This window comes from Dokdonella sp., from assembly GCF_051958935.1.
In the GTDB taxonomy this organism is placed as follows: domain Bacteria; phylum Pseudomonadota; class Gammaproteobacteria; order Xanthomonadales; family Rhodanobacteraceae; genus Dokdonella_A.
This window is the reverse complement of record NZ_JBQCFP010000180.1, coordinates 1-25,338: the sequence shown is the minus strand read 5'-3', so window position 1 is coordinate 25,338 and position 25,338 is coordinate 1. Positions and strand designations below refer to the sequence as shown.

Below are 25,338 nucleotides of genomic sequence, written 5' to 3'. Positions count from 1 at the left end.
CCGCAGGCTCGACGCGAGGTTGCGGCGGCACGCGCGGTGCGCGTACCGCCCTACGACGATCCCCGTCACGCGAGCGGAATGGCCGTAGGGCGGGTCGAGCCGCGCGGCGGCGAGTCCCGCCGCAGGCTCGACGCGAGGTTGCGGCGGCACGCGCGGTGCGCGTACCGCCCCACGACGATCCGTCACGCGAGCAGAACGACCGTGGGGCGGGTCGAGCCGCGCGGCGGCGAGCCCCGCTGCAGGCTCGACGCGAGGTTGCGGCGGCACGCGCGGTGCGCGTACCGCCCTACGACGATCCCCGTCACGCGAGCGGAATGGCCGTAGGGCGGGTCGAGCCGCGCAGCGGCGAGTCCCGCCGCAGGCTCGACGCGAGGTTGCGGCGGCACGCGCGGTGCGCGTAGGGCCCTAGAACGATCCCGTCACGCGAGCGGAATGGCCGTAGGGCGGGTCGAGCCGCGCAGCGGCGAGTCCCGCCGCGCGATCGTCACCACACCTCGCACCGCTCCGCCCCCTGCCGCACCATCGGCGCGTCGGCCTTGCACTGGAACGCTTCGCGGAACGCCGGCAGGTTCGACAGCGGGCCGTTGACGCGGTATTTCGCGATCGGGTGCGGGTCGCCCTGGACCATCGTGCGCTGCGTCTCCGGGCGGATCTCGTCGCCGCGCCACTGGCCCCACGAGAGAAAGAACTGCTGCTCGGGCGTGAAGCCGTCGAGGGTCGGCTCGGCCGGCTTGCCTTCGCGCGACTTCTTGTAGGCGAGGAACGCGAGCTTCGCGCCGGCGAGGTCGCCGATCGATTCGCCGAGCACGAGCTTGCCGTTGTGGTGGATGCCCGGCTCGATGAAGTAGCCGTCGAACTGCTTGACCACGCACTCGGCGCGCGTCTTGAAGCGTGCTTCGTCCTCGTCCGTCCACCAGTTGGCAAGGCGGCCCTGCGCATCGAACTGCGCGCCCTGGTCGTCGAAGCCGTGGCTGATCTCGTGGCCGATGACGACGCCGATCGCACCGTAGTTGACCGCGTCGGTCGCGTTCACGTCGAACGCGGGCGGCTGCAGGATGCCGGCGGGGAACACGATTTCGTTGAGCAGCGGGTTGTAGTACGCGTTCGAGGTCGGCGGCGTCATGCCCCAGCGGCCGCGATCGACCGGCTTGCCGATCTGCGCACGGCCGTCGGCGACGTTCCAGCGCGAAGCAGAAACGACGTCATCCCAGTACGAGCCGCGCGTGACCTCGACGCCTGCGTAGTCCTTCCACTTATCCGGATAGCCGATCTTCGGGTTGAACGTCGCGAGCTTCTCGAGCGCCTTCTTCTTGGTGGCATCGCCCATCCAGTCGAGCCCCTGGATCGTGTCCTTCATCGCGAGCAGGATGTTCTTCACCATGTCCTGCATGCGCGCCTTCGCCTCGGGCGGGAAGTACTTCTCGACGTACTTCTGGCCGAGCGCTTCGCCGAGCTGGTTGTCGGTCGCCTCGGCGCAGCGCTTCCAGCGCGGCTTCATCTCGGTCGCGCCGGTGAGGTAGCGGCCCTTGAACGCGAAATCCTCCTCGACGAACGGCGCGGACAACGTGTCGGCGGCCGCGTTGAGCACATGCCATTCGAGGTAGGTGCGCCACTGCGCCGCCGGCGTCGAGGCGAATTCCTTCTGCACCTGGCGCAGGTACTTCGGCTCGGTCACGTTGACGTCGTCGTGCGGGATGTGCGCGGCGTCGAAGTAGGCCTTCCAGTCGAACGCGGGCACGAGCTCGCCGAGCTGGGCGAACGTCGTCTTGTTGTCCTGCAGCTTCGGATCGCGCAGCTGCACGTTGTCGAGCGATGCCTCGGCAAGGCGCTTCTCGAACGCGAACACCGCCTGCGCGTCGGCCTTCGCCGCGGCGGGTTTCGCACCGGCGAGTTCGAACATCCGGGTGACGTGCGCAAGGTACTTCTCGCGCGCCTCGACGAAGCGCTTGTCGGGCTTCAGGTAGTAGTCGCGGTCGGGCATGCCGAGCGTGCCGGGTGCGACGTGCGCGATCACGCGCTTCGGCTCGTGCAGGTCGGAGGAGGGCACGAGCACGAACGGCACGGCGATGCCGACGTCGTGCAGGTGGCCGATCGTGCGCTGCACGCCGGCCGTGTCCTTGATCGCGCGGATCTCGTCGAGCATCGGCTGCACCGGCTTCACGCCGAGCGCGTTGACGCTCTTCTCGTCCATGCAGGCGGCGTAGAAATCGCCGGACAGCTGCTCGGCGCTGCCTGCGGGCCAGTCGGTGCGCGCCGACAGCTCGGCGAGGATGTCGCGCACGTGCTCCTTGTTGACCTCGCCCGACTCCCAGCGACGGCTCCAGCGATCCATGTAGTCGGGGATCGGATGGCTCGCGCGCCAGGCGCCGTTCGCGTAGTCGAAGAAGTCGTTGCAGGCGGCACCGTCGCGGCGGATGTCGCCGGCTTCGATGCCGTGCGCGGCGAACAAAGGCGTCGCGGCGGCGGCGAGTGCGGCAGTGAGCAGGTGGCGGGCGATACGGTGAGCGGATGCGCGGCGGGCATGGGCGAGGGGCATGGCGTCGTCCTGTCGGTCAAGTCGACGCATCGTGGCGGAAGGCTTGCGCTTGGACATGGCCCGAATGGCATAGGTCCACAATGCCGCACCGCGGCAATCGCAATCCAATCCGACCGCATCGCAAGGTCGCCCTCAGGGTGGGCTCCTACAGGAGAAACGAGGTGCCGCAGGGGCGCACGTGCAGCGCATCGCCGCGGGCTCAGTGCGAGGGTGGCGCCGGAGGCGGCGGCGGTGCCACCGGCGCGGGCACCGCGGCGGGGGCGGGAACGGTGGGGGCGACCGGAGCGGCGGGGTGCGCAGGCATTGCGGGCGCGGCGGGCACCGCAGGCAAGGCTGGTGGCGCGGGCACGCTGAAGATCGACTTGAACTCGGGCGTCTTCATCGTGAGCGCAAGCACCTTGCGATCACGCATGAGCTTGATCGCGACATCCTCGCCTTCGGGCTGGTCGCGCAGCACGCGCATGACGTCCTCGGGGCGCGTGATCGGCTCCTTGCCGACCTCGGTGATCACGTCGCCGCCGCGCACGCCGGGGAGCGATGCCTCGTCGCTCGCGATCACGAGCGCGCCGCGGTCGACGCCGAAGTAGTGGCCGAGTTCGCCGTTCATCGGCGCGAGGTTGAGGCCCCACCACGGCATCGCATGGCGCGCCGCCTCGCGGGCCTTGGCGAAGGCTTCGCGCACCTCCTTGGAGTTCATGTGCTCGCGCGCCTGCGCCATCGCCTCGCGAGCGGTGCGGGCCGCGTCGCGCGCGACCTCGCGTTGCGCTTCGCGCTCGGCGGCGCGCGATGCTCGTTCGACGTCGGCGCGGATGCGTTCGCTGAAGTCCCGGGGCAGGAACGGATGCTCGGGATCCTCGTTCATGAGCGCGGGCCAGTTGAGCGCCTCGCGGCGCTCGGCGTTGACGACGACGACGCCCTTCTGCGCGCCGCGCTGGTATTCGATCGAGACGGTCTGGCCTTCCTTGAGATTGGCGAGGAGACCGCGTGCCCTGTCGAGCGATTCGCGCGGCGTCTTTGCCGCGACGGCCTGGCCGTCGATCGCGGTGACGACGTCGCTCGACCGCAGGCCCGCGCGTGCGGCGGGGCCGTCGGGCGTGAGCGCGCCGAGCACGACATGGCCGTCCTCGACGCCGAGCACGACGCCGATCATCGCGCGGTCGGTGTCGCCGATGTAGCGGAACGCGTACGCGCGTGGCCCGACGTCGCCGAGTTGCGTCGACAGGTCCGCCATGCGCCGCGACAGGTCGCGCATCTGTGTACGCAACTCGCCGAGTTCGCGTCGCGCGGCTTCGGCCTTCGCCACGGCCGTCGCGTCGGCCGCCGCGTCGGCTTTCGCGACCACGTGGGCGCCGGCGTTGGCGCGGGGTGCTGCGCTGGCGGTGGCGGGTGCATCGGCAGCGCCGGCGGTGCCGGCGACGAGCGCGAGTGCGAGAAAGGTGCGTGTGTGATTCATGGTCGCCTCAGTTGATGCGGTTGTACGCGGCGTCGAGTGCGCCGGCGGTGGTGCCGTCGTCGTTGGCGGCGATCGCGAAGGCGCTGCCGCGGATGGTGGCGAGGTCTTCGAGCAGGGCGACGCGCTGGCGCCACAGCGGCAGCGCATCCGACGGCGCGCGCGCGCCGGACAGCTGCAGGTCGACGAGGCCGATGAGGTCCTCGACTTCGACCGCGGCCATGAGGTCACGGCTGCTCTGCGGCGCCCGAGCGGCGACGGCCGCGACCCAGCGTTCGAGCGTTTGCGAGCGCGTCCGCAGGGCGTCGAGTTCGTCGTCCGACGCGCTCGCCGTGGGCGCCGTCGGTGCAGCAACGATCGCGACTTCGGGCGGCGCGGAGTCGTGCACGAGTGCGCGCGGAAGCACGATCGCGAGCAGCAGCCCGGCGGCGAGCGCGAGCGGCACGAGGGTGCGCCATGCGCGTGGCCGGCGGCGTGCGGCGAGTTCGCGCGCGAGGCCGGGCCAGAGGTCCGCTTGCGGCACGGCATCGGGCAGGGCGCGCAGTGCGGCGGCGAGCGTGGGGTCGCGGTCGGTATTCATGGTCAATGTGCGGTCGCGCCGAGGCACGGTGCCGCCTCCTGTTCCGGTTCGAGCAGCGCACGCAGGCGGCTGCTGCCGCGCGCGACCTGCGATTTGGAGAAGCTGACCGACTTGCCGGTCATCGCGGCGATCTCCTGGTGCGTGTATTCCTCGACGTGGTACAGCCAGAGCACGCTGCGCGTGAGCGCGGGCAGGCGGCCGAGCGCCTGTTCGAGCCGGCGCGCGTCGGCGAACGCCCACGGTGGTGGCGCATGGCCTTCGCTCGCGTCGTCGTCGGGCAGTTCCTCGAGCACGAGGCCGCGTTCCTTGCGCAGGCGCATGAGCGCCTGGTTGACGACGATCTGGCGCAGCCAGCCCCAGAACGGCGCTTCGCCGCGGAACTGGCCGATGCGTTCGAGCAAATGCAGCATCGCGTCGTGCACGGTTTCGCGTGCATGGTCCGCATCGCCCAGCATGCGCAACGCGAGCGTGTACGAAGGGCGCTCGAACGCGCGGTAGATCTGTTCGAGCGCGCCGATCTCGCCGCGCCGGGCGCGGGCGAGGACAGTGTCGGGCACGTCGATCTGGAAGCTGGCTGCGCTCACGGTCTGGTCAGATGCGCGTCGCGGTGATTTGGTCGCAGGAGGAAAAGGGGACGGAGGCCATTTCTCCGGACTGGCGGGCCTTCCCGCGAATCATGGATGAGAAATGGCCTCCGTCGCCTTTTCCCCGCGGGGTGCGGACGGCCGATTGTCCGGCACGTGTCCGCCTCCGGTCTGGACAGTGTCCGCACCCCGGTGTCCGCGCGATTAATAGAACGAATTCAGTATCTTGAGTATTGGCACGCTCGTTGCTGAAAGGAGCGCAGACCACTACTTTCGATGGAGCCCGACCCCAATGATCCGCGACACCTCGGCACAGGACCGCCAGATCGCCGCCCCGCGCAACCGCAAGAAGCAGTTCGTCTGGATCGGGCTCGGCCTCGGCGCGCTCGTCGCGATCGGCCTCGTCGTGCCGACGGTCGCGCGCCTGATGTCGGCCGACTCGTCGGCGAGCACGGCGCGCCTGCGCATCGCCGAGGTCAAGCGCGGCACGCTGGTGCGCGACGTTTCGGTGCAGGGGCGCGTCGTCGCCGCGGTGAGCCCGACCCTGTACGCGCGCACCGCGGGCACGGTCACGCTCGACGTGCACGCGGGCGACAAGGTCAAGAAGGGCGACATCGTCGCCGAAGTCGATTCGCCCGAGCTCACCAATCGCCTCAAGCAGGAACAGGCCACCCTCGACAGCCTCGCGCGCGACGTCGCGCGCACCACGAGAGACAACCGCCAGGCCGCGGCCCCGTCGAAGATGGCCTACGAGCAGGCGACGATCGATCGCGAGACCGCCGAACGCGAAGTCGAGCGCAACGAGAAGGCGTTCCAGCGCGGCGCGCAGCCGGAGATGACCGTGCTGCGGGCGAAGGACGCGCTGGCGAAGGCGAAGCTGTCCGAGGCGAACGCGCAGCACAACGTGCAACTCGACCGCGACAGCCTCGCGTTCAACCTCAAGACCAAGCGCGTCGCGCTCGATCGCCAGAAACTGCTGGTCGAGGACCTCAGCCGCCAGGTCGACGAACTCAAGCTGCGCTCGCCGGTCGACGGCATCGTCGGCCAGCTAATCGCGCAGCAGCGCGCGAACGTCGCGGCGAGCGCGCCGATCCTCACCGTGGTCGACCTCACCGCGCTCGAGATCGAAGTGCAGGTGCCGGAAGTATTCGCGCACGACCTCGGCCCCGGCATGGCCGCGGAGATCCAGGACGGCGGCGAGCGCTACACGGGCGAGGTCAGCGCGATCTCGCCGGAGGTGCTGAACGGCCAGGTCACCGGGCGCGTGCGTTTCGGTGAGAAGAAGCCGGCCGGCTTGCGCCAGAACCAGCAGCTCACCACGCGCATCCTGCTCGACGAGCATCCGGACGTGCTGATGGTCGAACGCGGTCCGTTCGTCGACACGGGGGCCGGTCGCGTCGCCTACGTCGTGCGCAACGGCACCGCCGAGCGCACCGCGATCCAGGTCGGCGCCACCAGCCTCAACGCGGTCGAAATCGTCAGCGGCGTCAAGGAAGGCGACCGCATCGTCATCTCCGGCACCGACGAGTTCAAGGGTGCGCAGAGGGTGGCGTTGAATTGAAGCCGTGGTTGGTGATTCGTGATCGGTGATTCAGAAAAGCCGAACCCTTTCCACGCGTCGCCGAACACGAATCGCCAATCACCAATCACGAATCACAAAGCGAGGCCAAGCCGATGCTCAAGATGACCCACCTCCAGAAGGTCTACCGCACCCACCTGATCGAGACCTACGCGCTGCGCGACTTCTCGATCAACGTACGCGAAGGCGAATTCGTCGCGGTGACCGGCCCGTCCGGGTCCGGCAAGACGACGTTCCTCAACATCACGGGCCTGCTCGAGGAGTTCACCGGCGGTGAATACCTGCTCGACAGCGTCGACGTCGCCGGCCTCGGCGACGACGCGCGTTCGCGCCTGCGCAACGAGAAGATCGGCTTCATCTTCCAGAGCTTCAACCTGATCCCCGATCTCAACCTGTTCGACAACGTCGACGTGCCGCTGCGCTATCGCGGCTTCGGCGCGGCCGATCGCAAGAAGCGCATCGAGGAATCGCTCTCGCGCGTCGGCCTCGCCTCGCGCATGAAGCACTATCCGGCCGAACTTTCCGGCGGCCAGCAGCAGCGCGTCGCGATCGCGCGCGCGCTCGCCGGTTCGCCGCGCCTGCTGCTCGCCGACGAACCGACCGGCAACCTCGACTCGCTGATGGCGCGTGGCGTGATGGAACTGCTGGAGGAAATCAACCGCCAGGGCACGACGATCGTGATGGTCACGCACGACCCGGAACTCGCCGCACGCGCGCACCGCAACGTGCACGTCATCGACGGCCAGGTCACCGACTTCGACGACGAGCCGAAGCTGCGCCGGGCGGTGCGCGACGGCGACGCTGCCACTGCGGCGATCGCCTGAGGAGGAGCGCATGTTCGCCTACTACCTGCAACTGGGCCTGCGCAGCCTCAGGCGCAACCCGATCCTGACCGCGCTGATGGTCGCCGGCATCGCGCTCGGCATCGCCGCGAGCATGACCACGCTGACCGTGCTGCACCTCATGGGCAGCAACCCGATCCCGTGGAAGAGCGACAAGCTCCATTACGTGCAGCTCGACAACTGGAGCGGCGACCAGCCGTACTACGACGACGGCCGGCCGCCCGACCAGGTGACCTACCAGGATGCGGTCGCGCTGATGAAGGCGGGCAAGGCCGACAAGCAGGCCGCGATGTTCAAGCTGTCGCTGCCGGTGCAGCCGGAGAACAAGGACTTGAAGCCGTTCCAGGCGCTCGCGCGCGTGACGTACTCGGACTTCTTCGCGATGTTCGAACCGCGCTTCAAGTACGGCTCGCCGTGGAACCGCGACCAGGACGAGGGCCATGCGCGCGTGGTCGTGCTCGGCCACGACATCAACGAGAAGCTGTTCGGCGGCCAGGACAGCACCGGCCGCAACGTGCGCCTCAATGGCATCGACTACACCGTCGTCGGCGTACTCGACAAGTGGAACCTGCGTTCGCGCTACTACGACCTCACCAACGGCGCGTTCGCCGACCCGGACGAGTTCTACATGCCGTTCACGACCGCGATCGACCTCAAGCAGCGTTCGAGCGGCAACAACAGCTGCTGGAAGTCGTCCGGCGACGGCTGGGATGCCTACCTCGTGTCCGACTGCGTGTGGATGCAGATGTGGGTGCAACTCGACTCGCCCGCGCGACTCGCCGAGTACAAGTCGTTCCTCGACAACTACGTCAACGAGCAGAAGAAGCTCGGCCGCTTCCCGCGCCCGCTCAACAACCGCCTGCTCGACGTGACGGAGTGGATGAAGGACCAGAAGGTCGTGTCGCGCGACATGGAAGTGCAGACCGGGCTCGCGTTCGCGTTCCTTGCGGTGTGCCTGGTCAACACGATCGGCCTGCTGCTCGCCAAGTTCACGCGCAAGTCCGGCGAGATCGGCCTGCGCCGTGCGCTCGGCGCGAGCCGGCGCGACGTGTTCACCCAGTTCCTGGTCGAGTCGGGCGTGGTCGGCCTCACCGGCGGCGTGCTCGGCCTGATGCTGACCGGACTCGGCTTGCTCGCGGTGCGCGCGCTCTACACCGAATACAAGACGGTCGCGAGCCTCGACTGGGCGATGGTCGCGACAACGATCCTGCTCGCGGTCGTCTCGGCGTTGCTCGCGGGCCTCTATCCGACCTGGCGCGCGTGCCGCGTGCAGCCGGCTGCGCAGTTGAAGGTGTGAAAAGCAGGGAATCGGGAGTGGGGAATCGGGAATCGTCGAAGCAGGACACCGCGCGACGCTCCGCAGCCGCTCTTCCGATTCCCCATTCCCGTCTCCCCATTCCCGGATGAAAACCATGGAAATCCGCCCGATCCTCTCCGCGCTGACGCGCAGCAAGGTGTCGATGATCCTGATCGGCCTGCAGGTCGCGCTCACGCTCGCGATCGTCTGCAACGCGCTGTTCATCATCGGCCAGCGCCTCGACCTCATGAACCGCCCGAGCGGCATGAACGAGGCCGACACGTTCGTGTTCGGCAGTTCCGGCTTCGGCCAGGGCTACGATGGGCGCGCGGTGATGAAGTCCGACCTCGCCCTGCTGCGGCAGATTCCCGGTGTCGTCGATGCGTCCCCCTCCAACTCGGTGCCGATGAGCGGCGGTGGCTGGGGCTCGGGCATCTCGCTGCAACCCAAGCAGAAGACCTCGAGTGCCGACTCCACGTTCTACATGGTCGACGACCATGGCCTCAACACGTTCGGCGTGAAGCTGATCGCCGGTCGCAACTTCACCCCCGCGGAGATCGAGGACCACGACCAGGGCGCGCGCGTGCAGCCGCCGGTGATCATCGTGACCAAGGCACTCGCCGACAAACTGTTCCCGGAGGGCGACGCGCTCGGCAAGCAGGTCTACCTCGACGAAGACGAGCCGCGCAGCACGATCATCGGCGTCGTCGAGAAGACGCAGGAACCGTGGATCGACAGCAAGGACATCGAGCACGCGACGTTCATCCCGTACTTCCTCCCGTACGGCAACTACACGCGCTACCTCGTGCGTGCCGAACCCGGTCGCCGCGACGAGATCATGAAGACGGTCGAGCAGAAGCTGACCGAGGCCAACCCCAGCCGCATCATCGGCAGGCTGCGCAGCATGGAGCAGGTGCGCCACGAGGCCTACGCGAACGACCGTGCGATGGCGATCATCCTCGGCGCGGTGATCCTCGCGCTGCTCGCGGTGACCGCGCTCGGCATCGTCGGCATGGCGAGCTTCTGGGTTGCCCAGCGCACGCGCCAGATCGGCACGCGGCGCGCGCTCGGCGCGACCAAGTTCGATATCCTGCGTTACTTCCAGACCGAGAACTTCATCATCACGACGCTCGGACTCGTCGTCGGCGGCATCCTCGCCTACGCGCTGAGCCTGTGGCTGATGCAGCAGTACCAGTCGCCGCGCCTGCCGTGGTACTACGTGCCGATCGGCTTCCTGTGCCTGTGGGCGCTCGGCCAGCTCGCGGTGCTCGGCCCCGCGTTGCGCGCGTCGCGCGTGCCGCCCGCGGTGGCGACGCGCAACGTCTGACGACGCGGCGCCATGGATGCGCCGGACCGACGGCCTGCGTCGTCGGTCCGGTTCGCGCCCGCGACTTCCGGCCCATTCGCCCGCCGGCACGATCGCCGACCATTGCTGCCTGCCGGCGCACGCCGGAGTCCTTGCGCCTGCCGGTTCGCGCCGGCGCCACCCGAACGGAGTCCCCCATGTCGCGCAAACCGCACACCCTGCTCGCCGTCGCCGCCGCGATCGGCATCGGATTCATGCAATCCGCCTTCGCCGCCGACGACGTCGCGGCACGCGTCAAGGCGCTCAACGACCTGCTCGCCGAGCAGTGGCAGTACCAGCTCAAGGAGTCGCCCGAGTTCGCCTCGATCCTCGGCGACTACCGCTACAACGACCAGTGGGGCGACTACTCGCTCGCCCACGTCGCGCAGCAGAACAAGGATGCGAAAGCGTTCCTCGCGCGCTTCAAGGCGATCGACACGACCGGGTTCGGGGAACAGGATCGCCTGAACCAGGAACTCATGGTGCGCCAGCTCGAGGACGGCATCCGCGCGTTCGAGCTCAAGACCTACGAGATGCCGATCGACCAGTTCAGCGGCGCGCACCTGCAGCTCGCGCAGTTCGTCTCGGCGCTGCCGTTCGACAGCACGAAGCACGTCGAGGATTACATCGCGCGCCTGGACGGGGTGCCGCACCTCATCGACTCGCTGATCGAGGTCCTGAAGCAGGGCGAGAAGGACAAGCTGATGCCGCCACGCTTCCTGCTCGAGAAGGTCGTCGGGCAGTGCCGCGCGATCGCCGAGCCGGCGGGTGAGGCGAGTGTGTTCGGCATGCCGGTCGCGAAGTTCGCCGACAGCGTGCCCGAAGCCGACCGCAAGCGCCTGCACGATGCGGTGATTGCCGCGGTCGACGGCAAGGTGCGCCCGGCGTACCGCAAGCTCGCCGACTTCGTCGAGAAGGACTACGCGCCGAAGGGCCGCACGCAGGAAGGCCTGTGGTCGTTGCCCAACGGCGACGCGCTCTATCGTTTCGCGGTCGAGCAGATGACCACGACGACGATGGACCCGGCCGCGATCCACGAGCTCGGCCTGTCGGAGGTCAAGCGCATCGAGGCCGAGCAGACGAAAATCGCGCTCAAGCTCGGCTACAAGGACCTCAAGGCGATGCGAATCGCGCTGGACAACGATCCGAAGGTGCACGCCACGTCGCGCCAGCAGATCGTCGACCTCTACAAGAAGTACATCGCGCAGATGCAGCCCAAGCTCCCGGAGCTGTTCGGCCTGCTGCCCAAGACCCAGGTCGAGGTGCTGCCGACGCAGGAGTACCGCGAGAAGGAGGCCTCGGGCGCCGAGTACAGCCAGGGCACGCCGGACGGCAAGCGCCCGGGTCGCATCTACGTCAACACCTACGACTTCAGCAAGCGTCTCACCACCAACATCGAGACGACCGCGTACCACGAGGGCGTGCCCGGCCATCACATGCAGATCTCGATCGCGCAGACCTTGCCCGGCCTGCCGCCGTTCCGCCAGCAGGCCGGCTACACCGCGTACATCGAGGGCTGGGCGCTGTACGCCGAACGCCTCGGCGAGGAGCTCGGCTTCTTCAAGGATCCGCTCAGCTACTACGGACACCTCTCCGACGAGCTGCTGCGCGCCAATCGCCTCGTGCTCGATACCGGCGTCCACTACAAGCACTGGACGCGCGAGCAGATGGTCGACTTCTTCCGCGAGCATTCGTCCGAGGACGAGCCGAGCATCCAGGCCGAGACCGACCGCTACATCTCCACGCCGGGGCAGGCGCTCGCCTATAAGCTCGGCCAGCTGAAGATCCTCGACCTGCGCGCACGCGCGAAGAAGGAACTCGGCGACCGCTTCGACATCCGCGGCTTCCACGACACCGTGCTCGGCGGCGGCGCGCTGCCGCTCGACGTGCTCGATGCACGCGTCGGCGCGTGGATCGCCGCGGTGAAGGCCGGCAAGGCCGGCGCGCACGCGGGCTGAAAGCATGACCTGAGGGACGGCGCCCGTCGCGGCGCCGTCCTGCCGGCAGGAACCGGCCGATTTGAACGGGATGCACGGATCGACCGATACTGCTGCATCCCTCCCACGCAACCTTTTCGCGCCCCGCTGCATCCAAGCCGCGGATGTGCGAGCCGACCTCCCAGCACGAAACCATGCGAACGGTCCTTGTGATCGACGACAACCCCGCGGTCGGAACCTCGCTCGACCTGTTGTTCGGCCTGCGCGAGATCCAAACCTTGATCGCGCAATCGCCCGAGGAAGGCCTCGCCGTGCTCGCGCGCGAGCCGGTCGACCTCGTCGTGCAGGACATGAATGTCACCGCCGACACGACCTCGGGCGAAGAGGGCATCGCGCTGTTCCGCGCGATCCGGGAGCGCCATCCTGACCTGCCGATCGTGCTGCTCACCGCGTGGACGCACCTCGAGACCGCGGTGGAGCTGGTCAAGGCCGGCGCAGCCGACTACCAGGCCAAGCCGTGGGACGACCACAAGCTCGTCGCGACGGTCGAGAACCTCCTGGAGCTGTCCGAGGCGACGCGCGAAGTCGCGCGCTTCCGTGACGAGCGCCGGCGCCGGCGCAAGGCGCTCGATGCCAAGTACGACCTGCGTGGGCTCGTGTTCGCCTCGGCCGCGACCGAGCGCGTGGTCGAACTCGCCTGCCAGGTCGCGCGCGCCGACATCCCGGTGCTCATCACCGGACCGAACGGCGCCGGCAAGGAGCGCATCGCCGAGATCATCCAGGCCAACTCGTCGGTCAAGGACGGGCCGTTCGTGACGGTCAACTGCGGCGCGCTGCCGTCCGAACTCATCGAAGCGGAGCTCTTCGGTGCCGACGCGGGCGCCTACACCGGCGCGCCGAACCGCGCGCGCGAGGGCCGTTTCGAGATCGCCGATGGCGGCACCTTGTTCCTCGACGAGATCGGCAACCTGCCGCTCGCGGGACAGGCCAAGCTCTTGCGCGTGCTCGAGAGCGGCCAGTTCGAGCGGCTCGGTTCCAGCCGCACGCGCAAGGTCAAGGTGCGCGTCGTCAGCGCGACCAACGCGGACGTCGCCGCGATGATCCGCGAGGGCCGTTTCCGCGAAGACCTCTACTACCGCCTCAACGTGATCGAGCTGCGCCTGCCGCCCCTGGCCGAACGCAGCGACGACATCGTGCCGCTCGCCGAGCACTTCCTCGACGGCGCCGCGGTACTCGACGACAGCGCGCGCAGCGCCCTCACCGCGCACGCATGGCCGGGCAACGTGCGCGAACTCAAGAATGCGATCCAGCGCGCGGCGTTGCTCTGCCAGAACGGCATCGTCACCGCGCGCGACCTCGGCCTCGCCCCCGCGCGCACCGGCAACGGCCGCATCGCCGCCGATGCCGAGCCTGACCGCGAAGCGATCGAAACCGCGTTGCGCAACGCACGCGGCGTGATCAGCCAGGCGGCCGCCGAACTCGGGCTGTCGCGGCAGGCGCTGTACCGGCGCATGGAGAAGGCGGGCCTCAGGGCCGAGGGCTGAGCCGAACTGAGGGCTGCGGCTGCAAGGCAGATTGCGCAAGGGTGAATTCCGCTTCGCTGCGCAGCATGCCAATAATGCGCAAAGCTGCTTCTCAGCCCCAGTCCCTCAGCCCTGACACGCCATGCGCCTCGTTTCCCTCGAAGGCAAACTCGTCGCCGCGCTGTTCGTCGCCGTGATCGCCGCGGCCGCGATCGCCGGCTGGGCGACGGTCTGGTTCGGCTCGCCCTGGTACGGCGCTGCGGCGACCGTGCTCGCGCTCGGCGTGCCCGCGCTCGTGTTCGCGCGCCAGCTCGCCCAGCCGGTCGCGTCGCTGATCCGCGCGCTGTCGGGCAGCGTGGTCGCGTTCCGTGACGGCGACTTCAGTTTCTCGATCGGCACGCGCCGCGGCGACGAAGTCGGCGAACTCGTCGCCGCGCACAACGAGCTCGGCCGCGTGCTGCGCGAGCAGCGCCAGCACCTGTTCCAGCGCGAGCTGCTGCTCGACACGGTCGTGCAGAACACGCCGACCGCGCTCGTGCTGGTCGAGCCCGGCGGCCACGTCATCTACGCGAACGTCGCGGCGCGCCTGCTGCTCACCGAGGGTGGGTCGCTCGCCGGCGAGGACTTCGCCGCGCTCGTCGCGAGCGCGCCGGCGCCGCTCGCGCGCGCGATCGCGGGGGGCGGCGACAGCCTGTTCAGCGTGCCGTTCGAGCACGAGGACGAAACCTTCCACCTCTCGCAGCGCGAGTTCAAGCTGCAGGGACGGCCGCATCGCCTCTACCAGATCAAGCGCCTCACGCGCGAACTCGCGCGCCAGGACGTGGTGACGTGGAAGAAGGTGATCAGCGTGATCAGCCACGAGATCAACAACTCGCTTGGTCCCATCCGGTCGCTGTCGCATTCGGGCCGCGAACTCGCGCGCCTCGGCGACAGCGCGCGCCTCGGCATCGTGTTCGACACGATCGAGGAGCGCACGCGCCACCTCGAAGGCTTCATCTCCGGCTACGCGCGCTTCGCCAAGCTGCCGCTGCCGCGGCCGGAGCGCGTCGAGTGGACGCCGTTCCTCGCCGGCCTCGCGCGCCACTATCCCTTCCGCGTCGCGGCCATCGAGCCGGCGCAGCCGGGCTGGTTCGACCGCGCGCAGGTCGAACAGGTGCTCATCAACCTTCTCAAGAACGCGCATGAGGCGGGCGGGCCTGCCGAGGCGATCGAAATCGGCGTGGCGCAAGGCGCGCGTGAAACGCGCATCGAGGTCGCCGATCGTGGCAGCGGCATGAGCGAAACCGTACTCGCGAACGCGTTGCTGCCGTTCTACTCGACCAAGCGCGCCGGCTCCGGCCTCGGCCTCGCGCTCGCGCGCGAGATCGCCGAAGCGCACGGCGGCCGCGTGCAGCTCGCCAACCGCCCCGGCGGCGGCCTCGCCGTCACGCTGATCCTGCCGCTGGTCGCCGAAGGCAAGGACTGAAGGCGAAAAGGGCGGCGCGAAAGGGGCTGTGGACACGAACGGAAGCAAGATCAGACCAAGAGCCTGAAACACGAAGCACACCGGGCACACCGAGGAAGAGCGCCTTTTTTTGTGCTCGTGCTCTTGCCTTCTTCGTGTGCTCGGTGTGCTTCGTGTTTCATTTCCGCTTCTTCACGTCCTGCGGGCCTCAGTCGAACCATGTCCAGTCGCAGCGCAACGTGCGGGGCGGCGGGGCGGGGATATACTGGGGCTTCATCCTGGGAGGGAAGGTCATGGGTCTCTATCTGCCGCTGATCGTCGTCGTCGTCGCGGTGATCCTGTTGTCCAAGCTCGTGCGCATCGTGCCGCAGGGCTACGAGTGGACGGTGGAGCGCTGGGGCAAGTACACGCACACGCTGACGCCCGGGTTCCACCTGTTGATTCCGGTCATGCAGAACGTCGGCCGCAAGATGAACATGATGGAGCAGGTGCTCGATGTGCCGTCGCAGGACGTGATCACCAAGGACAACGCGGTCGTGAAGGTCGACGGCGTCGTGTTCTACCAGGTGCTCGATGCGGCGAAGGCGGCCTACGAGGTCGCCAACCTGGAACTTGCGATCATCAACCTCGTGATGACGAACATCCGCACCGTGCTCGGCGGCCTCGACCTCGACGAGTCCTTGTCCAAGCGCGACCAGATCAACGCGGCGCTGCTCAAGGTCGTCGACGAGGCAACCCATCCGTGGGGCCTCAAGGTCACGCGCATCGAGCTCAAGGACATCCAGCCGCCGCGCGACCTCGTCGATTCAATGGCGCGCCAGATGAAGGCCGAGCGCGAGAAGCGGGCGAACATCCTCGAGGCCGAGGGCTTCCGCCAGGCGGCGATCCTCAAGGCCGACGGCGAGAAGCAGTCGGCGATCCTCGCGGCCGAGGGCCAGAAGGAAGCCGCGTTCCGCGAGGCCGAGGCACGCGAGCGACTCGCCGCGGCCGAGGCGAAGGCGACCGAGGTCGTGTCGGCGGCGATCGCCAGCGGTGACGTCAACGCGTTGAACTACTTCGTCGCCAACAAATACGTCGAGGCGCTCAAGGCGATGGCCGATTCGCCGAACCAGAAGATGCTGCTGCTGCCGATCGAGGCCACCGGCGTGCTCGGCTCGCTCGCCGGCATCGCCGAGCTCGCCAAGAGCGCGCTCGACAAGCAGGCGGTCGACAAGGCGGCGCCGCGCGTCGCCCCGCCGCGTTGACCGGAGGCTGCATGGACATCGTCGACAATTACGGCTGGTGGCTGCTCGCGCTGGTGCTGATCGGCGCGGAGATGATCGCACCCGGGTATTTCCTGCTGTGGATCGGCATCGCCGCGGGCGCGATGGGCGTGATCACCTGGATCTTCCCGGCGCTGCCCGTGCTCGTGCAGGCCGTTCTGTTCGGGCTGCTCTCGATCGCCGCGTGCGGCGCGTACTGGAAGTTCGTGCGCCCCTTCGCCGAACAGCGCGACGACCAGCCGCTGCTCAACAAACGCGGCGCGCAGCTGGTCGGGCAGCGCTTCGTCCTCGTCGAGGCGATCGTTAACGGTCGCGGCAAGGTGAAGGTAGGTGACGGTGCCTGGCTCGCGAGCGGCCCGGACCTACCGGCCGGCAGCGAGGTCGAAGTGGTCGCGGTCGACGGCACGACATTGTCGGTGCGCTCGGTGTGAGGCCCGCATGCGGCGCGCGGTTGCGCGCCGCATGGGAACTCTGCTCACTGGTAGACGTAGACCGTGCCCTGGCCGCTGTTGTCGAGCCCTTGCGGTGCGCCGACGAAGAGGTCGCCCGCCCCCGAGATGCCGACCGCGGTTCCATACCAGTCATTCAACGTGCCGTCGCCGGCGAGGAGCGCCTCGCTCTGCAACCACGTCGATCCGCTGCGCTCGAAAACGTAGGCGCCCCCACGTGCGTTGGGCCAACCCACGCCCGGCGCACCGACGAGCGCCTTGGAGCCGGCGAACGCGACCGAGGTGCCGAACTGCCAGTCGTGATATGCGTCACTCGGCAGGAGCTGCTGGTACTGCACCCAGGTATTGCCGGCATCCTGGTGGAAGGCGTAGACGGCGCCGCTGACGTTCTGCAGTGGTTCGCCTTCGGGGCCCGTCAGCGCCCACGGCGCCCCGACGAGCAGGTCGGTACCGTCGAATGCGAGCGAACGGCCGAACAGCATGCCTGTGGAGGTCGGCGAGCCGACGAGTTTCTGGCGCTCGCGCCAGGCAGGATTGCAGCCGTCGGTGAAGCATTCGCGCTTGTAGACGTAGACCGCGCCGACGCCGTAATGGGCGAACTGGAACGCCCACGGGGCGCCGATCATCGCCGTGTCCGCGGTGATCGCGACCGCGGCGCCGAACTCCTCCCCGAAGCCGCCGTCGCTCGCGACGATCTTCTGCGCGAGCGTCCAGTTGCCGTTCGCGTCGGCGACGTATCGGTAAGCCGCGCCGTGGCCGTTGAGCAGCTGGTTCGTTCCGCTGCAGAAGCTCGCGCCGACGAGCGCGTCGCTGCCGTCGACCGCCGCCGCGGATCCGAAGCAATCCTCGGCCTGGCCATCCGGGGCGACCAGCGTCTGCACCAGCGAGTATCCGCGCGCGTCGCCCTTGCGATAGACGTACACGCGGCCTTGGTTGGCGTGGCCGTTCTCGGTCGCCGTGCGCGCGCCGACCATGAGCGTGGTGCCGTCGAACGCGATCGCCGATCCGAACCCGTCGTTCGGTGCCGAGTCGGCCGGCATGATCCGCTGCTTCTTCGTCCACGCGCATCCTGAACCCAACGAGCAGCCGAGTGCACGCTGGTAGACGTACACGACGCCTCGATGGGTGGCATCGCGAGCGCTGGCGATGGCCGTATCGCCATGCACGGCCAGCGTGACGCCGAGCTGCTGGCCATCGGTCACGCGCAGCGCCTGTTCGGTGTAGGTCTCGATCGTCGCCGGCGAGTCGGCATTCACGTTCGCCTTGTCCGGCACCGCTCCGTCGAGATAGACCGCGCGCACGGTTGGGTCCGTCACGTCGCTCGCTTCCGCGGCGCCTGCGTGGGGCGCGTACATGGCGAGCAACGCGGCCAATGAAGCAATGTGCATGTTCATGCGTTCATTCCTTCTGTACATGAGGAAAATGCGCCATCGAGGCGCCCATGCCTTATATCGCGACCACGCTTCGAAAATGTGTACGCCGTCGCGCTTCGCCGATCTCCGCCCGCGGCCGCGCCTGGCCGGGGCTCCCTCCGCCGGGCCTCGTGCTGCGCGGCGCGGCGGCGACCGCGTCGCCTTGAAGGAGCATGCCGCATGCGCCGATCTGCTCGGCCATCGGCCCTGGCACCCAAGGCCGCTTGGACTTGCGTGCGGACGGCCGCGATAATGCGCGCCCCGCATTGTTCCTACCGGACCGACGATGACCCAGAAGACCATCCTCAACGACAGCCACCGCGCGCTCGGCGCGAAGATGGTCGACTTCGGCGGCTGGGACATGCCGATCAGCTACGGCTCGCAGATCGAAGAACACCATGCCGTGCGTCGCGACGCCGGCATGTTCGACGTCTCGCACATGACCGTGGTGGATCTCACCGGAGCGCGCACGCGCGAATTCCTGCGCCGCCTGCTCGCCAACAGCATCGACAAGCTCAAGGTGCGGGGCAAGGCGCTCTATTCGTGCATGCTCGACGAGCAGGGCGGCGTCGTCGACGACCTCATTGCCTACTACCTCGCCGAGGACTTCTTCCGCCTCGTCGTCAACGCGGCGACGCGCGACAAGGACCTGGCATGGGTCACGCGCCAGGCCGCCGCGTTCGACGTGAAGGTGACCGAGCGGCCGGACTTCGCGATGATCGCGGTGCAGGGTCCGAATGCGCGCGACAAGGTACTCGGCCTGCTCACGCCGGAGACGCGCGCGAAGGCGGCCAAGCTCGGCAAGTTCGTCGCGACCGAAGCGGAGGGTCCCGACGGCATGCCGCTGTTCGTCGCCCGCACCGGCTACACCGGCGAGGACGGTTTCGAGATCGTCGTGCCGGAGTCGCATGCGGTCGCCTTGTGGAACCGCCTGCGCGAAGCCGGCGTCGCGCCCGCCGGGCTCGGCGCGCGCGACACGCTGCGCCTCGAGGCCGGCATGAACCTCTATGGGCAGGACATGGACGAGTCGGCGTCGCCGTGGGAGGCGAACCTCGGCTGGACCGTTGCACTCGACGAGGGCCGCGACTTCATCGGTCGCGCCGCGCTCGAGCGGCAGAAGGCGGCCGGTGGCCATCGCGTCATGGTCGGCCTGGTCATGGACGGGAAGGGGGTGCTGCGCCACGGCCAGCGTGTCGTGACGGCGAACGGGGACGGCGAGATCCTGTCGGGCAGTTTCTCGCCGACGCTCGGCAAGTCGATCGCGTTCGCGCGCGTGCCGGCCGGTGCCGGCGATGCACTCGAGGTCGACATCCGCGGCAAGCTGGTACCGGTGCGCGTCGTGAAGTACCCGTTCGTGCGCGACGGCAAGGCGTGCGAGGGTGTCTGACGTCGTCGTTCGCGCAGGCGTTGCCGCATTGATAGAATCCATTCCGCCGACTACCCAAGGACCCGTGTCATGCAAGAGATTCCCGGTGATCTGAAGTTCATGAAGTCGCACGAGTGGGCGCGCGTCGAGGACAAGGGCACCGTCACCTGCGGCATTTCCGACCACGCACAGGGCCTGCTCGGCGATCTGGTTTACGTCGAGTTACCCAGCGTGGGCGACACGGTGAAGGCGGGCAACGCCTGCGCCGTGGTCGAGTCGGTCAAGGCCGCTTCGGACGTCTACGCGCCGGTGTCGGGCGAGATCGTCGCGATCAACGAGGCGCTGCCCGACAAGCCGGAAACGATCAACGAGGACGCCTACGGCGACGGCTGGCTGTTCGTGATCAGGCCGGACAACCTCGCCGAGGAGCTCGAGGAACTGCTCGACCCGGACGCCTATGGCGAACTGATCGAGAGCGAGGATCACTGAGCGACGCGCGAGCTGCGCCGCGCGATCGAAGTAAGGGCGTGCGCGAGCGCGCCCTTTTTTGTTGCATTCTGCGCGGCGTAGCTGTGGGAGCGGCGGGCGCCGCCTCTGCGGCGCTTGCGCCGGAATGGCGGGGCGCAGGCGCGGCGCATCGACAGACGGAGCAGCCGACTGCGTGGATGCACCCTCTCCCCGCCGACGACTTCGGCTGACGTGTGCGCCGCATGCCGTACACGCTGACGCAAAGAACCATTTCAGCCGCCGGCGAGCGCGCGCAGCGATGCACATAGGATGCGATCGCTCATCGCCGATGGCGCGTTCGCGTCTTCGCCTGCCTGCATCGGAATGTCGTTCGCGAGTACTTCGCGCCATCGCGCGGACATCCTTCGCGTTGTTCGGGTGCATGCCGCGCGGTGATCGCCGCCACCTCCGATCGTCCCGCGCCGGGGACGATCGGCGTCCATCCGCGAAAAATTTTTTCGGGGCGTTCACCCGCCGTTGGGGGAGCGGGGCGACGCCGCCGCGATGCAATGCGCGTCACCGTGCGGGATCGCGTGAAGTCGCGCATCGCCTATCGCGCGTGCATCGTTGGTGCATGGTAGCAAAGCCCGGAAACCCGCGCCGCAGCTCGTTTTCCGGGTTTTCTTCCATCCTGGATGCGCATCCATAAATGGACGCCTATACGTATAAATGTCCTCGATATCGGTCGTGCCGCCGGGTGTATTTTTTCGCTTCCTGGGGGCGTCCGCGAGGCATCGACGGGGGTTCGGGAACTGCTTGTTTCCCCTCAGAAATTTGTTGACACGCGCTTGGGACAGTAATAGTTTCCGCGTCGGCGTGACAAACAAATAAAGGAAACATGACTGCGACACGCTTCATTGCCCCCTACGTTGAACACGGCGCGAAGGCCGGGTCGGTGAAGAAGATCACTGTGTCGGTTCCCTTTCACATCCTCAAGCTTCTGTCCGACGAACGGACCCGCCGCCAGGTCGGAAACCTGCGCCACGCCACGAACAGCGATCTGCTGTGTGAAGCCTTCCTTCACGCTTTTACTGGGCAACCACTGCCAACTGACGAGGAGCTAAGACGCGATATGGCTATGAAGAAAGCAGCTGCGAAGAAGAAACCCGCCAAGAAGGCCGCCAAGAAGGCGGTGCGCAAGACCACGGCGAAGGCCAAGACGGCAACCGCGCGCAAGACCGGCGCGGCGAAGAAGCCGGCAGCGAAGAAGGCGGCCAAGAAGGCCGTCAAGAAGGCTGCGAAGAAGGCCAAGTAAGACCACCCGGGCCGCCCGTCATTCGACGGGCGGTCCAGGGACCAGCGACACTGTCGGAACCAGGCAGCATCGCGATCCCGAAGACGTGACACCGCGACACCGCTTCATCGCAACACGCGACAACAAGCAATACTCGGAAAGCCACTGATCTCTCCCTGCGGATACGCCCAGCGCAGGGAGAGAATTTCCCCTCCGGCTCTTCCCTCCTCTCCCGCACACGCATCGCCATCGAACGCCAGGCCCCGGCGCGCCTGCGCGCGCGGCTGCACGGCGCAGCGAGCTTCAGCGCGACAACAGCGTCGCGACGACGTGGCCACCCGGCACGCGCGTGGCGATGATCTTGGTGCAGGCCATCAGCGGGACCGCGAGCAGCAAACCGGCGACGCCCCAGATCCAGCCGAGCACGACGAGGGCGAGGAATACCATCACCGGATCCAGCTCGAGGCGGCGGCCGACGAGGTGCGGCGTGATCAGTTGCCCTTCGATCAGATGCAGACCGAGGAACGCGGCCGGCGCCGAGAGCGCGGAAACGGGCGAGGTGAATTCGGCGAAGCCCGCCACCGTCAGCACGCACGCGGTCAGCAGGGGGCCGATGAAGGGCGCGAAGTTCATCAGCGCGGCGAGGCCGCCCCAGAGCAACGGATCGGGAATGCCGAGCAGGCGCAGGGCGCCGGCGGTCGCGAGCCCGAGCGCCGCATTGATCAGCGTGATCGTGATCATGTAGAGCGAGAGCTCGTGCTGCGCGAGGCGCGTCGCCTCGACCAGGTCGCGCTTCGCCCGCAGGTGCGGCGCGAGCGCGACGAACTTTCGCAGCAGCGCATCGCCATGCAGCAGGAAGAGGAACGTCAGGAAGACGATGATCGTGATGCCGGCGAGCAGCGCAGGTGCCGCGCTCGCGACCTGGGCGAGCAGGCCCGGCGTGCTGTCGACCACGCGCACGCTCTGCCCGCCATCGATGCTGGCGAGCTTGCCGAGCTCGCGCGTCGCTTCGCTCGCCGCCTGCAGCGGTCGGCGCAGGTCGCGGATGGCCGACTCGAGATGGGCGAGCGCGCGCGGCATGCGCGCGATCCATTCGCGCGCCGGCGCGGCGAGCAGGGCGAACGCGCCGACGCCGATCGCGAGGGCGATCACGACGGCACCGAGCGCGCCGATCGGCCGCGGCACGTGCCAGCGCTCGAGCGTGCGCACCAGCGGCGCGAACATGAGGCCGAGCAGGATCGCGACGAGGATCGGCACGATCATCGTCTCCGCCACGGCGCAGGTGTAGGCGATCAGCAACGCGACGAGCACGCCGATGAGGCGCGTGCGCAGCACGGCTTCCGCCGCCGCGGCATCGCCCGCGGGCGATGCTTCCGCGTTCTCCCCCGTGACGGTCGGATCGCTGCTCATGCCGGCGGCTCCTGCGCGGCCGCCGCCGCATCCGCGTTCGCGGCCAGGATCGGCAGGCGCCGCACGAACAACGCCGTGTCCGCGACGAAGCGCGCGACGCGCAGCAGCACGGTGAATGGCAGTCGCGCCGCGACCGCGCCCGCGGCGAAGCCGCCAGCGAGTATCCAGCGCGCGCCGTGGCTCCTGCGGCGCGCACGCAAGCGCGCGAGTGTGCGATCGAGCGCGCTGCGTTCGCGCTGGCAGTGCGTTTCGGCGGCGATGGCGGCACGGCGCAGGTCGGCGTGGCGCAGCGTCGGCTTCATGCGCGCGCCGTTCCGAAATGGCTGATCACCCGGCGCGTGCGTGGCAAGGCGATGTCGCGCCAGCACGTCTTCATCGCACGCAGCACGAGCACGATGCCGACGGCGTTGGCGAGCGCGACGCTGCCGACGCCGTAGAACAGGTTGCCGCTCAGCAGGTACACGCCGACGGCGATCGCCGCGCTGGCCGCGAGCCAGGCGCCGACGCCGAGGAACACGAGCAGGAACGACAGCCACACCAGCATCAGTGCACTGCTGCGCGCGAGCCGAAGCTCGGCACGCAGCAGCGCGAGCGCGGACTCGGCGACGCGTACCGCCTGCGCGAGCGCTTCACGTGCGATCGCGAAATCACCCTCGCCGGTACCGTCGGGTCGTGCCTCCTCCTCCCCCGCAGGCTGCGCGTCCATGCTCAACTCCTGCGGAACGCGCGCGACAGGATGAAGCCGGCGGCGAATGCGACGCCGAATGCGGCGAGCGGATGCGCCTTGACCTGTTCGACGGCGGCATTGCCGAACGTTTTCGCGCCTTCGGCGAAGCGTTCGCCGGCGTCGCGCAGTTCTTCTTCCAGATGTGCACCGTTGGCACGCAGCTTGGCGCGCAGGCGGCGCAGCTCGCTGCGCGTCGCTTCGACGCTCTCGCTCGCGGCGTCGGCGACGTCCTCGCCGGCTTCGCCCAGTTGCTGCTTCATCTCGCGTACGTTCGCCATCGTCGTGCTCCTGTGGTTCGGTTCGCCTCGAGGCCAAGCCACACGGCGGGCGAACCCGAAAAGGCACCGCGGGGCGGGGCCCGGCACCGGGGTGCACGGACCGATCGCGGCCGCCCGCGACATTTCCGCTTGCGATGCGGCGACACGCGGGACAAGCTTAGATGTCCGAAACTGAACGCCAACACCGTCCAGTCCGGACAAGCACATGGCGTGCAATATGCATACAGGGGACGACATCGGCTTCGCGCGCGGGCTCGCCGCGCGCCCCAATCAGTAGTGGGAGGGTGGACATGCGGAATTCAATCGGCTGCGGCGCTTCGGCGCCACGGTCCGTCGCGGTGGCCGGCAAAGCGCGGTCGCACGTGCGTGGACTGGCATTGCCGCAAATCATCGTGATCGTGCTCGGCCTCGCCGTGCTCGCGGTCGCCGCATGGTGGTTCCTCGGTGGCGGCGGCGCGACGCCGACATCGACGACGACCGCGCCGACCGAAGCCGCGGCGCCCGGCGAGGACGCCGCGCCGAACGCAGAACCCGCGAGCGCGGACCTCAGCGTCGACCAGCTCTACAAGGAAGCGCGCTCGGCGATGAGCGAGAACCGGCTGGTCACGCCCGCCGGCAAGAACGCGCTGGAGTACTACCTCAGAATCGTCGCCAAGCAACCGGACGACAACGGTGCCAAGGACGCGCTGCGCGAGATGTTCCCGTTCGCGACCGCGGGCGTCGAGGACCAGATCAACCAGGGCAACTTCGACGAGGCCAACCGCATCATGGCGCTGCTCGCGAAAGCGGACCCGAGCAACTACACGCTGACGATCCTGCGCAGCAAGCTCGACCTCAAGAAGAAGCAGAATGATCGCGACCTCGCGCAGAAGGCCGCGCAGGATGCCGCGGCCGCAGCCGCCGCGACGCGCACCGCGCAAGGGGGCAGCGCGCCGGCTGCGACCGAAGGTGCCGCGACGACCGCGGCCACGCCGGCGACGGCGGGCGCGGCACCCACCCAGACGGACGCCGCGGCCGCGCCGCGCCCGACCGATGTCGCGAAGGCGACGCCACCCCCGAGCGCCGCACCGGCGACGCCGACGCCGCCTGCGCCGGTAGGAGAATCGCGCGAGGTGCGCGTGCTGACGCCGCCGCGCCCGGCCTATCCGCCGGCTGCGGTCCGCAATCGCCAGGACGGCTGGGTCGAAGTCGAGTTCACGGTCGGCGCGGACGGCTCGGTGCAGAACGCGCACGTGACCGCCTCCGAACCGTCGCGCGTGTTCGATCGCGAAGCGGTACGCGCCGTGCAGCAGGCGAAGTTCGATCCGAAGCTCGAGAATGGCCAGCCGGTCGCCTCGACCTTGCGTCGCCGCATCGAATTCAAGCTCGGCAACTGAGCCATCGGCGGCGCGGCGGTGATGATCGCCGCGCCGCAGCCGACCACGCGTCGCCCGCGTGGCGACGTGTCAGCCCTGTGCGGCTTGCGTCAGATTCGGACAGGCTGCGGCGAGTGGGCATCGCGGGGGGAAGCCCCCCCCCCCCACAACCCCGGGCCCCACCCCGCCCGGGCAGGGGGGGTAGGGGTGCGCCCCGCGGG

At 68.6% G+C, this 25,338-nt stretch carries 23 protein-coding genes; 13 read left to right on the top strand and 10 right to left on the bottom strand.

Annotation, left to right across the window (positions count from 1 at the left end):
• Positions 1-484: 484 nt before the first annotated feature.
• The 4 genes from ACTHK2_RS16690 to ACTHK2_RS16675 form a co-directional block, all read right to left on the bottom strand.
• Entirely contained in the window at positions 485-2,536 is a 2,052-nt protein-coding gene (locus ACTHK2_RS16690) for a M13 family metallopeptidase (RefSeq protein WP_440246866.1), read from the bottom strand.
• 199 nt (positions 2,537-2,735) lie between these two features.
• The gene (locus ACTHK2_RS16685) at positions 2,736-3,989 is read right to left on the bottom strand and encodes a PDZ domain-containing protein (protein WP_440246865.1); all 1,254 of its coding nucleotides are present in this window, start codon (positions 3,987-3,989) and stop codon (positions 2,736-2,738) included.
• A gap of 7 nt (positions 3,990-3,996) precedes the next feature.
• Positions 3,997-4,566, bottom strand: a complete 570-nt coding sequence (locus ACTHK2_RS16680; RefSeq protein WP_440246864.1) for a hypothetical protein — start codon at positions 4,564-4,566, stop codon at positions 3,997-3,999.
• A gap of 2 nt (positions 4,567-4,568) precedes the next feature.
• Complete coding sequence (locus tag ACTHK2_RS16675) at positions 4,569-5,150, bottom strand: RNA polymerase sigma factor (protein WP_440246863.1); 582 nt, start codon at positions 5,148-5,150, stop codon at positions 4,569-4,571.
• A gap of 292 nt (positions 5,151-5,442) precedes the next feature.
• On the opposite strand from ACTHK2_RS16675, the gene ACTHK2_RS16670 reads away from it, so the two are divergent.
• The 9 genes from ACTHK2_RS16670 to ACTHK2_RS16630 all read left to right on the top strand — a co-directional run bounded on the left by ACTHK2_RS16670 (position 5,443) and on the right by ACTHK2_RS16630 (position 16,810).
• Positions 5,443-6,711 carry an efflux RND transporter periplasmic adaptor subunit gene (locus tag ACTHK2_RS16670; protein WP_440246862.1) on the top strand — a complete coding sequence of 423 codons (1,269 nt, stop codon included), beginning with the start codon at positions 5,443-5,445 and terminating at the stop codon, positions 6,709-6,711.
• Between the two features lie 113 nt (positions 6,712-6,824).
• Entirely contained in the window at positions 6,825-7,553 is a 729-nt protein-coding gene (locus tag ACTHK2_RS16665; protein ID WP_440246861.1) for an ABC transporter ATP-binding protein, read from the top strand.
• Positions 7,554-7,563: 10 nt separating this feature from the next.
• Complete coding sequence (locus ACTHK2_RS16660; RefSeq protein ID WP_440246860.1) at positions 7,564-8,868, top strand: ABC transporter permease; 1,305 nt, start codon at positions 7,564-7,566, stop codon at positions 8,866-8,868.
• A 115-nt stretch (positions 8,869-8,983) separates the two neighbouring features.
• Positions 8,984-10,195: an ABC transporter permease gene (locus ACTHK2_RS16655; RefSeq protein ID WP_440246859.1), complete on the top strand. Its 1,212-nt coding sequence runs from the start codon at positions 8,984-8,986 to the stop codon at positions 10,193-10,195.
• Between the two features lie 176 nt (positions 10,196-10,371).
• Positions 10,372-12,171 carry a DUF885 domain-containing protein gene (locus ACTHK2_RS16650; protein WP_440246858.1) on the top strand — a complete coding sequence of 600 codons (1,800 nt, stop codon included), beginning with the start codon at positions 10,372-10,374 and terminating at the stop codon, positions 12,169-12,171.
• 173 nt (positions 12,172-12,344) lie between these two features.
• Positions 12,345-13,694, top strand: a complete 1,350-nt coding sequence (locus ACTHK2_RS16645; protein WP_440246857.1) for a sigma-54-dependent transcriptional regulator — start codon at positions 12,345-12,347, stop codon at positions 13,692-13,694.
• A 121-nt stretch (positions 13,695-13,815) separates the two neighbouring features.
• Positions 13,816-15,138: a sensor histidine kinase gene (locus ACTHK2_RS16640; RefSeq protein WP_440246856.1), complete on the top strand. Its 1,323-nt coding sequence runs from the start codon at positions 13,816-13,818 to the stop codon at positions 15,136-15,138.
• 272 nt (positions 15,139-15,410) lie between these two features.
• The gene (locus ACTHK2_RS16635; protein ID WP_440246855.1) at positions 15,411-16,361 is read left to right on the top strand and encodes an SPFH domain-containing protein; all 951 of its coding nucleotides are present in this window, start codon (positions 15,411-15,413) and stop codon (positions 16,359-16,361) included.
• Between the two features lie 11 nt (positions 16,362-16,372).
• Positions 16,373-16,810: an NfeD family protein gene (locus ACTHK2_RS16630; RefSeq protein ID WP_440246854.1), complete on the top strand. Its 438-nt coding sequence runs from the start codon at positions 16,373-16,375 to the stop codon at positions 16,808-16,810.
• 44 nt (positions 16,811-16,854) lie between these two features.
• Here the strand turns inward: ACTHK2_RS16630 and ACTHK2_RS16625 are convergent, their stop codons facing one another.
• Positions 16,855-18,222 carry a hypothetical protein gene (locus ACTHK2_RS16625; RefSeq protein ID WP_440246853.1) on the bottom strand — a complete coding sequence of 456 codons (1,368 nt, stop codon included), beginning with the start codon at positions 18,220-18,222 and terminating at the stop codon, positions 16,855-16,857.
• A gap of 304 nt (positions 18,223-18,526) precedes the next feature.
• Here ACTHK2_RS16625 and gcvT point away from each other — a divergent pair, with 304 nt between their 5' ends.
• Together gcvT and gcvH are read left to right on the top strand one after the other, a co-directional pair.
• Positions 18,527-19,627, top strand: coding sequence for a glycine cleavage system aminomethyltransferase GcvT (gene gcvT / locus ACTHK2_RS16620; RefSeq protein ID WP_440246852.1), 1,101 nt, complete (start codon positions 18,527-18,529; stop codon positions 19,625-19,627).
• Positions 19,628-19,696: 69 nt separating this feature from the next.
• Entirely contained in the window at positions 19,697-20,095 is a 399-nt protein-coding gene (gene gcvH / locus ACTHK2_RS16615; protein ID WP_440246851.1) for a glycine cleavage system protein GcvH, read from the top strand.
• Positions 20,096-20,346: 251 nt separating this feature from the next.
• On the opposite strand, the gene ACTHK2_RS16610 is transcribed toward gcvH, so the two are convergent.
• Positions 20,347-20,475: a hypothetical protein gene (locus ACTHK2_RS16610; protein WP_440246850.1), complete on the bottom strand. Its 129-nt coding sequence runs from the start codon at positions 20,473-20,475 to the stop codon at positions 20,347-20,349.
• 476 nt (positions 20,476-20,951) lie between these two features.
• Between ACTHK2_RS16610 and metJ the strand changes: the two genes are divergently transcribed.
• A complete protein-coding gene (gene metJ / locus ACTHK2_RS16605; RefSeq protein ID WP_220484574.1) occupies positions 20,952-21,368 on the top strand; it encodes a met regulon transcriptional regulator MetJ in 417 nt (138 codons plus the stop codon).
• 282 nt (positions 21,369-21,650) lie between these two features.
• On the opposite strand, the gene ACTHK2_RS16600 is transcribed toward metJ, so the two are convergent.
• The 4 genes from ACTHK2_RS16600 to ACTHK2_RS16585 are packed head-to-tail and all read right to left on the bottom strand — an operon-like array spanning position 21,651 to position 23,762.
• The gene (locus tag ACTHK2_RS16600) at positions 21,651-22,757 is read right to left on the bottom strand and encodes an AI-2E family transporter (RefSeq protein WP_440246849.1); all 1,107 of its coding nucleotides are present in this window, start codon (positions 22,755-22,757) and stop codon (positions 21,651-21,653) included.
• Positions 22,754-23,059, bottom strand: coding sequence for a hypothetical protein (locus tag ACTHK2_RS16595; RefSeq protein ID WP_440246848.1), 306 nt, complete (start codon positions 23,057-23,059; stop codon positions 22,754-22,756). The genes ACTHK2_RS16600 and ACTHK2_RS16595 overlap by 4 nt, the downstream gene beginning before the upstream one ends.
• A complete protein-coding gene (locus ACTHK2_RS16590) occupies positions 23,056-23,463 on the bottom strand; it encodes a hypothetical protein (protein ID WP_440246847.1) in 408 nt (135 codons plus the stop codon). The genes ACTHK2_RS16595 and ACTHK2_RS16590 overlap by 4 nt, the downstream gene beginning before the upstream one ends.
• 2 nt (positions 23,464-23,465) lie before the next feature.
• The gene (locus ACTHK2_RS16585; protein ID WP_440246846.1) at positions 23,466-23,762 is read right to left on the bottom strand and encodes a hypothetical protein; all 297 of its coding nucleotides are present in this window, start codon (positions 23,760-23,762) and stop codon (positions 23,466-23,468) included.
• Between the two features lie 377 nt (positions 23,763-24,139).
• Between ACTHK2_RS16585 and ACTHK2_RS16580 the strand changes: the two genes are divergently transcribed.
• The gene (locus tag ACTHK2_RS16580; RefSeq protein ID WP_440246845.1) at positions 24,140-25,138 is read left to right on the top strand and encodes an energy transducer TonB; all 999 of its coding nucleotides are present in this window, start codon (positions 24,140-24,142) and stop codon (positions 25,136-25,138) included.
• Positions 25,139-25,338 lie beyond the last annotated feature (200 nt).

What these genes read in the sequence shown, in the direction of transcription:
- ACTHK2_RS16690 (WP_440246866.1), bottom strand. Translation starts at nt 2,536, where the DNA reads ATGCCCCTCGCCCATGCCCGCCGCGCATCCGCTCACCGTATCGCCCGC.
- ACTHK2_RS16685 (WP_440246865.1), bottom strand. Translation starts at nt 3,989, where the DNA reads ATGAATCACACACGCACCTTTCTCGCACTCGCGCTCGTCGCCGGCACC.
- ACTHK2_RS16680 (WP_440246864.1), bottom strand. Translation starts at nt 4,566, where the DNA reads ATGAATACCGACCGCGACCCCACGCTCGCCGCCGCACTGCGCGCCCTG.
- ACTHK2_RS16670 (WP_440246862.1), top strand. Translation starts at nt 5,443, where the DNA reads ATGATCCGCGACACCTCGGCACAGGACCGCCAGATCGCCGCCCCGCGC.
- ACTHK2_RS16665 (WP_440246861.1), top strand. Translation starts at nt 6,825, where the DNA reads ATGCTCAAGATGACCCACCTCCAGAAGGTCTACCGCACCCACCTGATC.
- ACTHK2_RS16660 (WP_440246860.1), top strand. Translation starts at nt 7,564, where the DNA reads ATGTTCGCCTACTACCTGCAACTGGGCCTGCGCAGCCTCAGGCGCAAC.
- ACTHK2_RS16655 (WP_440246859.1), top strand. Translation starts at nt 8,984, where the DNA reads ATGGAAATCCGCCCGATCCTCTCCGCGCTGACGCGCAGCAAGGTGTCG.
- ACTHK2_RS16650 (WP_440246858.1), top strand. Translation starts at nt 10,372, where the DNA reads ATGTCGCGCAAACCGCACACCCTGCTCGCCGTCGCCGCCGCGATCGGC.
- ACTHK2_RS16645 (WP_440246857.1), top strand. Translation starts at nt 12,345, where the DNA reads ATGCGAACGGTCCTTGTGATCGACGACAACCCCGCGGTCGGAACCTCG.
- ACTHK2_RS16640 (WP_440246856.1), top strand. Translation starts at nt 13,816, where the DNA reads ATGCGCCTCGTTTCCCTCGAAGGCAAACTCGTCGCCGCGCTGTTCGTC.
- ACTHK2_RS16635 (WP_440246855.1), top strand. Translation starts at nt 15,411, where the DNA reads ATGGGTCTCTATCTGCCGCTGATCGTCGTCGTCGTCGCGGTGATCCTG.
- ACTHK2_RS16630 (WP_440246854.1), top strand. Translation starts at nt 16,373, where the DNA reads ATGGACATCGTCGACAATTACGGCTGGTGGCTGCTCGCGCTGGTGCTG.
- ACTHK2_RS16625 (WP_440246853.1), bottom strand. Translation starts at nt 18,222, where the DNA reads ATGAACATGCACATTGCTTCATTGGCCGCGTTGCTCGCCATGTACGCG.
- gcvT (WP_440246852.1), top strand. Translation starts at nt 18,527, where the DNA reads ATGACCCAGAAGACCATCCTCAACGACAGCCACCGCGCGCTCGGCGCG.
- gcvH (WP_440246851.1), top strand. Translation starts at nt 19,697, where the DNA reads ATGCAAGAGATTCCCGGTGATCTGAAGTTCATGAAGTCGCACGAGTGG.
- ACTHK2_RS16610 (WP_440246850.1), bottom strand. Translation starts at nt 20,475, where the DNA reads ATGTCCGCGCGATGGCGCGAAGTACTCGCGAACGACATTCCGATGCAG.
- metJ (WP_220484574.1), top strand. Translation starts at nt 20,952, where the DNA reads ATGACTGCGACACGCTTCATTGCCCCCTACGTTGAACACGGCGCGAAG.
- ACTHK2_RS16600 (WP_440246849.1), bottom strand. Translation starts at nt 22,757, where the DNA reads ATGAGCAGCGATCCGACCGTCACGGGGGAGAACGCGGAAGCATCGCCC.
- ACTHK2_RS16595 (WP_440246848.1), bottom strand. Translation starts at nt 23,059, where the DNA reads ATGAAGCCGACGCTGCGCCACGCCGACCTGCGCCGTGCCGCCATCGCC.
- ACTHK2_RS16590 (WP_440246847.1), bottom strand. Translation starts at nt 23,463, where the DNA reads ATGGACGCGCAGCCTGCGGGGGAGGAGGAGGCACGACCCGACGGTACC.
- ACTHK2_RS16585 (WP_440246846.1), bottom strand. Translation starts at nt 23,762, where the DNA reads ATGGCGAACGTACGCGAGATGAAGCAGCAACTGGGCGAAGCCGGCGAG.